This window comes from Methanolobus vulcani, from assembly GCF_006546655.1.
Lineage (GTDB): Archaea > Halobacteriota > Methanosarcinia > Methanosarcinales > Methanosarcinaceae > Methanolobus > Methanolobus vulcani_A.
Genome location: NZ_VIAQ01000012.1, coordinates 178,478 through 191,228 on the forward strand (window position 1 = coordinate 178,478; position 12,751 = coordinate 191,228).

The following is a 12,751-nucleotide window of genomic DNA, read 5'->3' on the forward strand; positions in this document are numbered from 1 at the left end:
AAATACGCTTTCTACTCATTTATATGTGACTGTTCTTCGGGATTAAATACATCGACACCCTCTAAATACTTTTTTGTTGCACCAAGAACAGTACCTGATACTCCAAGAACATGGAATAAAACTCGTTTTCCTTTTACATTTGTGATAGTGGCCATAACAGCCCTTGCCTGTGATACATGTTCACGATTGCAACTTATTACTCCTTTATTATTATCAAAAGCAAAAAGCCATATATTGCATTCGCTTGAACCAAAATCACCAAGAAGGCTTCCTGAAGCTGAAAATATCTCCCGGATAAGTTCATCCCTGCTTATAATTGAATTTCCTTCCGCTATGAGCTCAAAGGCAAGGTAACGCTTATTTTCCCGCATGGTTGGTGGAAGTACTTTCATTGGCCATCACCTTCAACCGTAGCATCTCCGGGCATACCGTCTACAATCTCCACTCCCTCAAACACATATTTTGAAGAAGGACGGTTTCTTGAAATAATACTTTCAGGAATGGTGGACAGGCCATAAACAGCCTCCTCTTTTGTCATTCCAAAAAGTCCTGCAAGAGCTATCAATTCCCTTGGAGCTCGCAGATCATAGCAGGATCTTGCATTGGATGTCAGAATAAATGGAACATTGTATTTGCGGACAAGTGCCAGATCTTTTCTGAAATTAGACAATGTCCTGACCCTTTTGCCCCCGCGATGGACGATAACTTCACCGAGATCGAATGAAATTGCAACATTGTTGTCGCTTGCAGACTTTGCAAGGACATGATTTAAACCATTATCTTTCATTGACCCGAAACCACAGAGAATGTCCACATTGGAATTCTCTACAGCTGCACGATTGATATTCTCACTACCACCACGTACAACTATAATATCAGTGTTCTTACGATACTTTCCCACCATGCCATGTAAACGGGAAGGATTATCGACCCTGACCTCAACACCACTGAAAACTTCAAAACCGTGTACTTTCTTCGCCTTTACAGGTTGAGAGCTACCGGAAGGATTGATAATGGCAATTCCACCAAATTCTAATCTGGAAGAAAAAGCGGCCAATTCTTCGATCGTGTTTTTACCTTCTGGTGCAGAGTAAACGTTCAGATCATAAAAAACAGGTCTAGCCAAACAATTCCTCCACTATCAGCCCCGCCTGAAGACGGTTCTTCGGATATGTGGCTATTTTTACTTTGACAGTAATGGCATCGGATGATGAACTCAGTACCAGCTTCCCCTGGAAAGCCGCCTGTTTGTCAAACCTCATATGGAATAACTGGTCATCATCAAGCCTATCAGGCATTTCACTGCGCAGGATTTCTACATCTTCAGGGCTCATGTTTTCCCTGATAAACCTGGCAAGTCTTACTGAATCCGATTTGCGAGAGATCTGCGAACTGAGCATCACAGACGGATTACCATAGTGACCTTCAATATCAGTTACTTCTACAAGTTCATCGGTAACGTCATTGTCGGACATACCAGTGGCATTCCGTAAAAAGAAGTCCAGGGCACCACGTACCCTGGAAAGATCCTCAGTAGAGTGCGCGATCACGCGCAAGTTGATATAGTGGATCACTTACCTCTGTTAAGGTTAGATCTCAGGCTTGGCCTAGTCTTTTCAGTACCAGTTCCACGGGTCATCATACCTCTGCCCTTGCGACCTGCACTGGTCTTACCGCGGTGTGCACGTCCTTTGTGAGTGTTATCACAAATCCAGTTAAGGTTCTTGTCACTCTTGATTACAGGGTGATTTGGATCTACAAGGATAACCTCGTACCACTTGGATTTACCGTCGTCACCTACCCAGTAGGAGTTGAGAACTTCCATGTTAGGGAATTTCCTGTCAGCACGCTGTTCGGCGATTCTCTGAATACTCATGCCACCAGTGATCTTGTTCTTACCCATACGCTGTGTACGTCTTCCACGGATGTATCTTGGCTTTCTGAGACCTCCTCTGCGTACCTTTACACGAGCCACAACGATACCCTGCTTTGCCTTGTATCCAAGGGAGCGGGCACGGTCAATACGAGTTGGACGTCTGATCTTAGTTACAGATCCTTCCTTCCTCCATTCCTGGAGTCTTTCCCATCTAAGTTCACGGACATATGTGTTGTCCGGGTCTTTCCATGCGTCCCTTACGTATGCATAATATGATTTTGACAAATTTATTCACCTAAGTTTCATTTCTAGTTTCACGGTTCAGCTCTTGTATGCTTTTACATTACAAAAACTACATTCCCACGGGACTAATCCCGGCAATGAAACAGGACTACTACTTAACCCTATTGAATTTAAACCTTTGCACAATTTAGAGATAAAAATACAAAAATCAAACAGATAAATGTAAATTTATATAATGTTGGCACTGTATTCTAGTAAAGAGAATTTCCAGAGGAAAAAGATGAACAGATCAAAACTAAACTACTATATCGACATCTTGCTGACAGTATTATTCATTGTAGTTGCCATTACAGGTTTTGTATTATACCTTGCCATCCCTACAGGAGTACGACAGGGCAGATACCAGGAGTTTTTAGGAATTACAAAAACAACATGGACACTCATCCACAATAGATTATCCATTCTGCTGACTTTATTCACAGGTTTACATTTCGTCCTTCACAAAAAGTGGATGAGTTGCATGACAAGGAATTTGTTTAAAAGTGAAGGAAAGCAGGAAAGCACCGAGTGTGATATTATAAATACTTAAGCTAAAAATGCAGGCTTCGAATTATTTAGTTCAAATCACTCAAATTTACTCAGATCTTCCCCTGAGCGCATGATACCGGTAATTTTACCATCATCGTCCTTAAGGACAACATCATACCAGCGCATAGGGATTTCTTTTCCATCTTTTGCAAGAACAACGTGCTCTGCAAATTCCTGTGGTTCAGATTCACCGGAGATAATCTTTGTAAACTCGTCCTGAAGTTCTGCACCTTTCATCTCAGGTACAAGGAATTTGACGAAATCATGGCCAATAAGCTCGAACTCATCATAACCCAATACTTCGTTACCTTTACGGTTCACAAGATTGATCTTCATATCAGTATCAAGTACAAAAACAACAAAACCGGCAACATCAAGATAGTTCATTGCCTCGTTCCTCTCTGCAAGAACCTTGTCCTGAAGGCGTTTTATACGCAGAAGGGATTTTACCCTTGTCACAAGCTCAAGACGGTTAACAGGTTTTCCAAGAAACTCATCTGCACCAACCTCAATACCTTTAATGCGGTCATCCTTGCCTGATAATGCAGTAACCATAACCACGGGCAGGAACTGAGTTTCCACAGATGTTTTTAAGACTCTGCATACCTCATACCCATTCATATCAGGCATCATCACATCAAGCAGAATAATATCCGGCTTTTCGGATTTTACCTTATCCAGTGCCTCCTGCCCACTATATGCAGGAATAACATCATAATCTGATTTAAGGTAAAGTCCCATTAGTTCTACTATGGCCTGCTCGTCGTCAACAATGAGTACTTTATCCCTGTGGTGCATGAATCATAGGCTCCCTTTTTACACGTGAATTAAATAAATACATTGCAATATAAATTTAATGGTAACCGTCCATCTTGTTACATTATATAAGTAAAATTATTTTAAACTTTACTGTTAATTATATAGTTCTATCTACATATATAGTTTAGGCATAGAAAGAGTTACTCGCTCTGTTTTAGAACCACTAAAAATGAAAATAGATGGGGTTGGTGAGATTCGAACTCACGATCGACGGGTCTCTCCGAACAGCTGTAAAAAACAGCTATAGTTCTCATGAGCACACATCAGTGCTCCAACGGCTCCTCACAAACCAACCCCGTCGGGTTAGTCTCAGTAGACCCGTTGTTCATCATTTATCCGCTGGAGCCCATCGCCATGCCGGGCTAGGCCACAACCCCATAAATTCGGGTAGTATCCCCTGAATACATCTTATCTAAGATATATTTAGCGGTACTACGCGCCTATGCTTATATATCTTCACCGGCAACCCGGGCCAGATCCCCGAATTTACACAGCTCATCACAGAGTTGCTCTATTTTTGAGCGCAACTCTTCCATTGAATGACCATACATGGCCGTGAGGTAGATAGCTCCACCTGCACCTACACCTTCTTTCACAAAACCGACTTCATATTGCTGCAGACCCTTGAAGGAAGATTTACCAAATTCGGGATCAGCTCCTTCATAATCAGCACCAATCTCCTTGGCAAGTTCCACAAAGTTTGCAGATTCATCACTAACCACATAACTTGTAGTAACTAACTTTATGTTATCTGTTGGATAGCCCATGTGTTTTATGGCGGCAAATATCGATGCCATCTGTGTACCGCCTGCAAGAATCACAGGAATATCACCCAGACCTGCAGTAATTCCCGCAACTGCAACCATCATAGGATCACCTACGGAAGCTATTGCTTTAAGAGGATCATCACGCAGAGAACCAAATGTGATTCCTGAAGAGGACAAAGCCTCTTTCACAACCTCTTTTTTAAGGGTAAGAGGATTTGCATCAGAACTGCTGCTAACATTTCCATCATAACCGAGTGCCTGCAATAATGCATTTGCAGTAGTGGTTCCTGCAGGGATACTCTCACCGATCATGATGAAGTCATGTTCCTTTGCAAGTTTCTCCCCAAGCTTAAAAGCATTATCAAAAGCCTCCTGTACATTGTGTACAGCAACAGGTTTTCTGATATCATCACCTGGCTTCCCCCCTATATCAACAAGAGAAACCTGTTTAGCCGGAAGAATCTTCAGACCTGAATTAACGAATATATGAGGAACACCTGTCATCGAAAGTGCCGCACGTGTAATGAGTGCAGGCGTAGGCGTATCATATGGAGGAGTCATCGGTAAGATAGGAATATCGATGATAGCTCCTGTCTCAAGAACCTCTGCATCACCGGCAGGCGTGTAGTCTGTCAGTTTTGCAGTCTTCCCTGCTGCGGAAAGACCCTCGATATATGCAGTCTCCGTATTTCCAAGAACGCAGACGAACAACGGCTTTTCAGGTAAAGGGATTTTTTCAGGTGATATTGTTTCCATGCCAATCACTTAGATGTATTTTACAGGGTGTATATGTCTTTTTCCTGATAACTCAGTATGTCCTTGCAACGTATACTTTGGTATCAGCATCTGCACCACATACAGGACACTTGCCCTTACACTCTTCCTGGTCAGTTGGTATTCCAAGTATTCCTGCACCGATGTCATCTTCGAGTTTCAGGCCGCATTCTTTGTTGCCACACCAGAAGATCTTTGCAATACCTTTTGGAAGATTTTCCCTGACATCATCCAGGCTCTCGCAGTCAAATACACGTGAGTAGATACTTTCCTTTGCCTTTTCGTAAAGTGAATCATGAATATCATCCAGCATGGAAGAAACATCATCAACAATAGTATCCAGGGATACCTGCTGCTTTTCTCCAGTATCGCGGCGTGCAAGCATAGCTGCATTGTTCTTAAGATCCCTTGGACCAAGCTCCAGTCTTACAGGCACACCTTTCATTTCCCACTTGTAATACTTTGCACCCGGACGCTCATCACTTGCATCCATTTTAACGCGTATTCCCTTTGCCTCAAGTTTATTCATTACTTCCTCACAGGCTTCAAGAACACCTTCTGCCTTCTTGAAAATGATAGGAATAATAACAACCTGAACAGGAGCAACTGCCGGCGGAAGCACAAGACCCTTGTCATCCCCATGGATGGAAATGAGAGCAGCTATGGAACGTTCGGAAACTCCGTAACATGTCTGATGAGCATAGACCTGCTCCCCTTCTGCATCCTCATAGGTAATATCAAAGGTCTTTGCAAAATTATCACCAAGGTGGTGTGCAGTACCTACCTGAAGAGTCTTTCCATCAGGCATCAGTGCATCGGTTGCGATTGTATAATCTGCACCAGGGAATTTATCCCAGTCAGGTCTTTTGGACGCAAGTACAGGTACAGCAAGCTGGCGATAGAAATCAGTATAGATCCTGATAGCTTCATCAACCTGGGCTGCCGCATCATCCCATGTAGCATGTACTGTATGAGCCTCTTTAAATGAAGTGATCTCACGGAGTCTGATAAGAGGACGTGTATGTTTTGTCTCGTACCTGAAGGTGTTGACTATCTGGTATAGTTTGAGTGGCAGGTCCGCATGTGACCTTATCCAGAGCTTGTACATTGGATAGATAGCAGTCTCACTGGTAGGACGGAGTGCAAGCTTCACATCAAGCGGAGTCAGACCTCCATGTGTTACCCAGTAAACTTCATCTTCAAATCCTTTAATGTGCTCTGCCTCTTTCATGAACTCATTTTCAGGAATAAGGAGTGGGAACATAGTTTCCTGATGATCCTTGTCAAGCAGCCTGCGCATGATATCGTAAACATTTCTTCTGATGTTGAATCCAAATGGGAACCATACATACAGTCCCTTTACAGGATAACGTACATCCATGATCTCGCCTTTTAAGAGCAGATCGTTATACCATTCACTGAAATTCTCTTTAGAAGGAAGTGCAGCATCTTTTTCTTGCTCTGCCATTTATTCACCTTATAAGTTTCATAGTTGATTTGGCTACAATAACTAATACATTGCTTATAGCCATTTCCTTTCATAGCCAAACAGAGACAGATGTGGCTCTACTTACATGAAATTGGAAGAAAAACAGAAAAATAACTACCTGATTTAATTGAATTTTCCAGATAGACAAGAATTAAAAAAATGTAAAGTAGAATCTTTGACAAAACAGACTTCAGTCAGTTAAACTGTGCTCTGAATCGCTTGCATCTAATTCCATTTCTGAGGAATTTGTATCGAAGACAATCATACCGGTCTTAAGACAGCCAGCTTCCTCCGGAGCAAGCACAGATGACTTGACCTTTTCTGAAATGATCGCACTGTTGCCAAAAGGATCCTCTATGACAACGGTAATTGATCTTTGTCCCTCAATTGCGCCTTTAAGGACTTCCTGGACTTCAAGGCCACGCAATCGTTTTTCTTCATCATCCTCACACCATTTGGTTGCAGTGATAACCACATTGAGAATCCTGTCAAGTATACCTTCAATATTGGTTATGTATGATTCGGATATTGAACCCGGTTCAACATCAATTCCAAGCTCAGGTATCCTTATAGTTCCTGAGGTAGAGCGTACCACTCTGCTGTTGAGATCTTCAAGACCTTCCACCAGCAGTTCATAACGCATTGGCTCTTTCTGGGTAAGAATAAGAGTGTCAGCAAACCTGAAACTGCAACTGCATGAAGCGGTGATGTACATTACCTCGCCAAAATAAGGAATTTCATCACTCTGCCAGCTGATAATCAGCTCTTCACGGCAGAGTGGACATGAAGTCCGGGTTACAAATTTCTGACAGGAATCGTTTTCGCTCAATATCTGCCACCAATGATCTTTGACCTGTCTATCTTGATACCGGTTGGAGTTACAAGAACCTGGTCTTCCTTAATACCGGCGATATCGCCATGAACATCCATTACTACTTCCTTGAGATCCTTCAAAGCACGGTCAAGTAATAACTTATCAACCTTGATGTTTGAGATGTCTATCATTACGATGTTACCGTCATATATCTCTTTTTTGAGTGCGGTCAGCTCATTGAGGTTTGTGAGTTCTGCAACGCGGATGTAAGTCTCTGCTGGCTCGTCATCCATTACCTCTTCGTACTTAGTAAGGTCAAGTTCAGTATACTCATCCTCAGTGGTTGAGCTTTTGCTGCTGCCACCAAACAATTTGTTAACAATATTTGCCATAATTCGCCCTCATGTATTCAAAAACACTGTTATATTAATAGCACTAATACTTAAAACGTTACCGGAATAGATTGCGTATACCGGACATGATCAGTATTATCTACGTGATATTTAATTACTGATATTTACTGGTATTTATATTCAATCTCATCCTATTTTAATGATTTCTTTTAGATGTCAAGATTCCAGAGCTTATCGCCTACGTAATGAATGGATTTTACACCTTTACCAGTATTTCCATTCATCTCAGCACCCGGCATCAATGCAGTCCCTATTGCAAGAGGTTTGCTGTGGGCTTCCTCTATAATGATCACCGGATCACCTTCCTGAATATTGTCATCTGCAGCAACTATGCCAGGACACATGATGTCAGCGCCATTTACCACAAAACGAACGGCACCGGAATCCACAGTTACCACGTTCTTCAACAAGCCAAGCTTCAGTACTCCCTTTACAGTAGGGAAGTAGAATTCATTAATCTGGAAAAGCAAAGGTTCACCGTCAACCAGTATAAGAGACAAGTCATCTATGTTTGCTGTTTCAAACTTGCTCTTTTCCAGTTGCTTTACAGCATCACCAAAAACGGATGTAATATCACTTAAAAGCTGATTCTTTGCAGATTTCCTTAACTGTACCCTGGACTTTATTTTCAACTGATCACCTGTCAGATAAGATAGATTGTGATTTGAATGATTGTCTAATTAATAATCCTGCTAAAATAAGTGATGGATGCTTTTAAAGTTTATGTGAAAACACACAAAGCATCCCTATATAAATTTGCAGTAATATATTCAGTTGACTACAGAATTTCCTGTTGTTTATCTAATAATTACAACAGGAACTCCGCTGATGTCAAGAACATCCACAGCCCTTCCTGCGGAAACTACCTCTTTCTCTATTTCAACACATTCAGGTTCAAGCTCAATTGTCTGGCCGTCTACTTCAACAACAACCTTGCCAGTTGCAAGTTCATCTGCGATCTTCTTTGGATTTGCTTCTGTAAGTGCATTGATAATTGCCTTGGCCTGTCCCCTGAATTTAGGACCAATCATACCCATGTTTGGCTTGACATTAACAGGAACATGCTCGAAGTCAGGTTCACCGTCGATCATCTCAACCGGGGAATTGGTAGCTCCAAGTACATCAGTCAGATCATCAAGACTTCCGTAGATCTCAATCTTCTCAAGAGGAGCATTCAGTGCCATTCCGTGCTCGGACTTGTAGCGCCTGACATTACTTGCGATTTCCTTGATGAACTCTCCGGATTTCTCCACATCTTCATCGATAAGTGAGTCACAAACTTCAGGCCATGCCTGAACGTGAACACTGCCATCACCGATACGTGAGAACATTTCCTCTGCAAAGAACGGAGCGAATGGTGCGAGCATGCGTGAAAGCGCATCAATAGCCACATACAAAGTGTACCTTGATGCCTTCTTTCCTGCTTCATCTTCACCATAAAGACGTGCCTTGACGAGCTCAATATAGTTGTCTGCAAGGACATCCCATGTGAAACCTCTTACAGCTTTGAAAGCCTCATCGAACTGGTATTTTTCCATTGAATCGGTAACTGAAGCTATGAGCCTGTTAAGGTTGCTCAGGAGCCATTTGTCAACGACCTTAAGCTCTGAAGCATCAATTTCGCTGTGCTCGTATTCCTCAAGATGGGACATGCTGAACCTGTAAATGCTCCACATCTTTGCGAAGAATCTTGATGCTGATACAACATCTTTCCAGCGGAACATTACATCTGAACCCGGTGAACCACCAATTGCAGCCCACTGCCTGAAAGAGTCAGCACTATAATCTTTAATTACTTCTTCCGGTGAGATGACATTACCAAGTGATTTACTCATCTTGTGACCGTCTTCGCCAAGAACCATGCCGTTGATAAGAATAGAATCCCATGGTCTCTTGCCCTGGATTGCCATTGACCTGAGAATTGTATAGAATGCCCATGTCCTGATAATATCATGACCCTGTGGGCGTAACTGAGTTGGAAGCCTCATTTCGTGGTCTGTGAGCCAGCCGGAAACATGGAGTGCTGTTATTGATGAATCCATCCATGTATCCAGAACATCTTCTTCAGCCTCGAATTCTGTGCATCCGCATTTGCAGGCTTCTGGTGGCTGCTGTGTTGTTGGGTCTATTGGCATCCACTCTTCTTTGGCAACCATTGCCTCGCCACATTCCTTACAATACCATACAGGAATCGGAGTTGCGAAAAGTCTCTGACGGGATATACACCAGTCCCATTCCATGGTGTTGTTCCAGTTGTCAAGCCTGACCTTCATGTACTCTGGCAGCCATTCAATCTCATTTGCTGCCTTTGCAATCTCATCATTTGGAATTTTAATGAACCACTGGCGTTCGGAAAGGATCTCAATAGGAGTACTGCATCTCCAGCACATACCGACATTCTGATCCAGTGATTTCTGCTCATAGAGATAACCTTCATTCTTGAGGTCTTCGATTATTGCCTGCTTACATTCAGGAATTGTCATTCCCTTGTACTTGCCTGCAATTTCGGTCATAAGACCCTGCTTATCAATTGCCTTACGCAATGGAAGACCATGCTCCAGCCACCATCTGACATCCTGTTTGTCACCGAAAGTACAGATCATAACAACACCTGTACCAAATGAAGGATCAACAGCCTCATCGCCAATGACCTTTACCTCGTGGCCAAAGAGCGGAACTTTCACAGTTGAACCAATGTGTTGTTTATAACGGTCATCTTCAGGATTTATTACAACTGCAACACAGGCTGCAAGCAATTCCGGTCTTGTGGTTGCAATCTCAAGACCATCGAAGTGCAGGAAATTAAGCTTTGTTTCCCTTGCATCGTACTCAACCTCTGCAAAAGCAATAGCAGTTTCACATCTTGGACACCAGTTTACAGGGTGCTCGGACTGATAGAGACGACCCATATCATACATCTGCCTGAAAGACCTCTGGGTCTTTGAATAGTACTCAGGCTCCATTGTCACAAACTCATTGCTCCAGTCTGTAGAGAAACCGAGGTTCAGCATGGTCTGTCTCATCTTTTCGATGTTGCCAACAGTGAGCTCACGGCACATGTTCCTGAACTCTTCCCTTGGAACCTCATTCTTTGTGATGCCGTGAATCTCCTCAACCTTTACTTCAGTAGGAAGACCGTGACAGTCCCATCCCTGTGGGAACATCACATTGAACCCACACATACGTTTGTATCTTGCAACAAAATCGATGTAACACCAGTTAAGGGAATTACCGATATGGAAATTTCCAGTAGGATATGGTGGTGGAGTATCGATAATGAACTGGGGTCTGCTGTTATCTTTCCAGTTAAAGTGATACATGGACATATCCCATGAATCGCGCCATTTAGGCTCTATAATGTGTGGGTCATACTCTTTAGGAATTGTCATTGTGACTCTCCGATAAATGCAATAAAATGTAATTTGATGTATTTGGTATTCATGTAAAATTCATCAATTCATTGAATGTATTGATTGTGTTTTTATCCTAAGTGGTGTAAGATTATTTAAATTATCTGGTTAGACCTGAAATACCGGAGCATGCTGATAAATACATTTATGCGAACCGGAAGGAACATGGCAATCATCTTACATTCGTTAAAAAGAGGCTGCCCCTGCACAAAGGAGCATCTTACAGAAAACTCCACGGACAAGAGGTCATTGGTGTACGATTGAAAGCAAACATTTCCTTGACGAATGGGTGATGATACCGCCTGGAACATATGCCCTACATTTTGCCCGGTTATGTGCAAAAGGACAAGCCACCCATTGTGAGGGGAATTTGATATATCAAATTTGCGATTTTATTTTACAGTATATATAACTACACAACCGTGCGGAAATGGCCATTAATAAAAATACAAAACAAAGTTCAATACAACTGCAGTACCTCCGCATTTTGAATAAAAATATCAGGAAACCGAAAATACTTTATACAAACCTCATCCATTTTATGAAGGGGAAGCATAGGGTAATGAAAGGTGACATAATGGCCAGGAAAGTAGCTATTTTTGCTTTTAATGGAGAGGAGATGTGTTTCATCCACGCCCTGATGAATGCACTTGATACGAAAGACAAAGGCTATGACGTGAAACTTATCATAGAAGGTTCTGCAACCCGTCTTGTAAAGGAAGCTGAAGGTGAGAAAAAACCATTCACAGCCCTTTATGTTAAAGCAAAGGATGCAGGACTCATTGACTGTGTATGCAGAGCATGCGCATCCAAAATGGGAAGCCTTGAAAGTGCGAAAGATCAGGAACTTCCTTTGTGCGATGAAATGTTCGGACACCCACGCATGGCCCGATACATGGACGACGGCTACGAAATTGTCGTAGTATGATTATCTCATGAAAACTTCTAGTATTTAAAAAATAGTCGAACGGAGATTGTAAATGTTAAGCGAAAAGATGGTAGCAGCCCTCAATGGGCAGATCAACAAAGAGATGTATTCTGCATATCTGTACATGGATATGTCAGCTCACTGTACATATGAAGGACTTGATGGTTTTGCTAACTGGTTCATGGTACAATACAATGAAGAAATGAGCCATGCAATGAAGATCTATGACTATGTAAATGACCAGGGTGGAAAAGTCTTACTTGAAGCAATTGAAAAGCCACCTGAAAGCTTTGGAACTCCGTTAGAAATGTTTGAGGCAACACTCAATCACGAACAGTTCATCACAAAATCAATTTACGATCTTGTGACACTGGCAAACGAAGAGAAGGACTATGCTACACAAATATTCCTCCAGTGGTTCGTAACAGAACAGATTGAGGAAGAAGCAAACGACAATGAACTTATTGCAAAGCTCAAGCTCATAGGTGAAGATGGAAACGGCCTCTATATGCTTGACAAGGAACTTCTGACAAGGGTGTTCACACCACCTGCTACATCAGAGGAATAAGAACTGAAGTTTGTTGTACAAACTTAACGTCATTCAATGTTATCAAAAACACAAAATCATAT

At 42.2% G+C, this 12,751-nt stretch carries 14 protein-coding genes and 1 tRNA gene; 3 read left to right on the top strand and 12 right to left on the bottom strand.

Translation table 11 applies throughout. From position 1 onward, the window contains the following. Window positions 1-11 precede the first annotated feature (11 nt). Genes FKV42_RS05810 through FKV42_RS05825 form a run of 4 tightly spaced genes read right to left on the bottom strand, consistent with a single transcriptional unit; the run spans window position 12 to window position 2,161 of the window. Entirely contained in the window at window positions 12-392 is a 381-nt protein-coding gene (locus tag FKV42_RS05810) for an Rpp14/Pop5 family protein (protein WP_154809293.1), read from the bottom strand. Further along, window positions 389-1,126 carry a ribonuclease P protein component 3 gene (gene rnp3, locus FKV42_RS05815; RefSeq protein WP_154809294.1) on the bottom strand — a complete coding sequence of 246 codons (738 nt, stop codon included), beginning with the start codon at window positions 1,124-1,126 and terminating at the stop codon, window positions 389-391. The genes FKV42_RS05810 and rnp3 overlap by 4 nt, the downstream gene beginning before the upstream one ends. Continuing rightward, entirely contained in the window at window positions 1,119-1,556 is a 438-nt protein-coding gene (locus FKV42_RS05820; RefSeq protein ID WP_328287512.1) for an RNA-binding protein, read from the bottom strand. Before FKV42_RS05820 ends, rnp3 begins: the two co-directional genes overlap by 8 nt. 14 nt (window positions 1,557-1,570) lie before the next feature. After that, the gene (locus FKV42_RS05825) at window positions 1,571-2,161 is read right to left on the bottom strand and encodes a 50S ribosomal protein L15e (protein WP_154809296.1); all 591 of its coding nucleotides are present in this window, start codon (window positions 2,159-2,161) and stop codon (window positions 1,571-1,573) included. 238 nt (window positions 2,162-2,399) lie between these two features. On the opposite strand from FKV42_RS05825, the gene FKV42_RS05830 reads away from it, so the two are divergent. Continuing rightward, window positions 2,400-2,708, top strand: a complete 309-nt coding sequence (locus FKV42_RS05830; protein ID WP_154809297.1) for a DUF4405 domain-containing protein — start codon at window positions 2,400-2,402, stop codon at window positions 2,706-2,708. Between the two features lie 35 nt (window positions 2,709-2,743). Here the strand turns inward: FKV42_RS05830 and FKV42_RS05835 are convergent, their stop codons facing one another. From FKV42_RS05835 to FKV42_RS05870, 8 genes are all read right to left on the bottom strand, one after another. Next, the gene (locus tag FKV42_RS05835) at window positions 2,744-3,505 is read right to left on the bottom strand and encodes a response regulator (RefSeq protein WP_154809298.1); all 762 of its coding nucleotides are present in this window, start codon (window positions 3,503-3,505) and stop codon (window positions 2,744-2,746) included. A gap of 201 nt (window positions 3,506-3,706) precedes the next feature. After that, window positions 3,707-3,903: transfer RNA gene (locus FKV42_RS05840), tRNA-Trp, on the bottom strand. A 69-nt stretch (window positions 3,904-3,972) separates the two neighbouring features. Further along, window positions 3,973-5,049 (bottom strand): nicotinate mononucleotide-dependent phosphoribosyltransferase CobT, encoded by a 1,077-nt coding sequence (gene cobT, locus FKV42_RS05845; protein ID WP_154809299.1) that lies wholly within the window; start codon window positions 5,047-5,049, stop codon window positions 3,973-3,975. Window positions 5,050-5,101: 52 nt separating this feature from the next. Further along, window positions 5,102-6,535: a proline--tRNA ligase gene (gene proS / locus FKV42_RS05850; protein ID WP_154809300.1), complete on the bottom strand. Its 1,434-nt coding sequence runs from the start codon at window positions 6,533-6,535 to the stop codon at window positions 5,102-5,104. 211 nt (window positions 6,536-6,746) lie between these two features. Beyond that, the gene (locus tag FKV42_RS05855; RefSeq protein WP_394348046.1) at window positions 6,747-7,385 is read right to left on the bottom strand and encodes a ZPR1 zinc finger domain-containing protein; all 639 of its coding nucleotides are present in this window, start codon (window positions 7,383-7,385) and stop codon (window positions 6,747-6,749) included. Then, window positions 7,382-7,762, bottom strand: a complete 381-nt coding sequence (locus tag FKV42_RS05860) for a cell division protein SepF (protein ID WP_091709819.1) — start codon at window positions 7,760-7,762, stop codon at window positions 7,382-7,384. Before FKV42_RS05860 ends, FKV42_RS05855 begins: the two co-directional genes overlap by 4 nt. Before the next feature lie 170 nt (window positions 7,763-7,932). After that, window positions 7,933-8,415: an RNA-binding protein gene (locus FKV42_RS05865; RefSeq protein ID WP_154809302.1), complete on the bottom strand. Its 483-nt coding sequence runs from the start codon at window positions 8,413-8,415 to the stop codon at window positions 7,933-7,935. Between the two features lie 165 nt (window positions 8,416-8,580). After that, entirely contained in the window at window positions 8,581-11,172 is a 2,592-nt protein-coding gene (locus FKV42_RS05870) for a valine--tRNA ligase (protein WP_154809303.1), read from the bottom strand. A 598-nt stretch (window positions 11,173-11,770) separates the two neighbouring features. Here FKV42_RS05870 and FKV42_RS05875 point away from each other — a divergent pair. Both FKV42_RS05875 and FKV42_RS05880 read left to right on the top strand, forming a co-directional pair. Then, window positions 11,771-12,121 (top strand): DsrE family protein, encoded by a 351-nt coding sequence (locus FKV42_RS05875; RefSeq protein WP_154809483.1) that lies wholly within the window; start codon window positions 11,771-11,773, stop codon window positions 12,119-12,121. Window positions 12,122-12,173: 52 nt separating this feature from the next. Further along, entirely contained in the window at window positions 12,174-12,689 is a 516-nt protein-coding gene (locus FKV42_RS05880; protein ID WP_154809304.1) for a ferritin, read from the top strand. Window positions 12,690-12,751: the final 62 nt, after the last annotated feature.

Excerpts from the sequence above, each read along its gene's own strand:
- FKV42_RS05810 (WP_154809293.1), bottom strand. The coding sequence starts at position 392 with ATGAAAGTACTTCCACCAACCATGCGGGAAAATAAGCGTTACCTTGCC.
- FKV42_RS05830 (WP_154809297.1), top strand. The coding sequence starts at position 2,400 with ATGAACAGATCAAAACTAAACTACTATATCGACATCTTGCTGACAGTA.
- FKV42_RS05835 (WP_154809298.1), bottom strand. The coding sequence starts at position 3,505 with ATGCACCACAGGGATAAAGTACTCATTGTTGACGACGAGCAGGCCATA.
- cobT (WP_154809299.1), bottom strand. The coding sequence starts at position 5,049 with ATGGAAACAATATCACCTGAAAAAATCCCTTTACCTGAAAAGCCGTTG.
- proS (WP_154809300.1), bottom strand. The coding sequence starts at position 6,535 with ATGGCAGAGCAAGAAAAAGATGCTGCACTTCCTTCTAAAGAGAATTTC.
- FKV42_RS05860 (WP_091709819.1), bottom strand. The coding sequence starts at position 7,762 with ATGGCAAATATTGTTAACAAATTGTTTGGTGGCAGCAGCAAAAGCTCA.
- FKV42_RS05870 (WP_154809303.1), bottom strand. The coding sequence starts at position 11,172 with ATGACAATTCCTAAAGAGTATGACCCACACATTATAGAGCCTAAATGG.
- FKV42_RS05875 (WP_154809483.1), top strand. The coding sequence starts at position 11,771 with ATGGCCAGGAAAGTAGCTATTTTTGCTTTTAATGGAGAGGAGATGTGT.
- FKV42_RS05880 (WP_154809304.1), top strand. The coding sequence starts at position 12,174 with ATGTTAAGCGAAAAGATGGTAGCAGCCCTCAATGGGCAGATCAACAAA.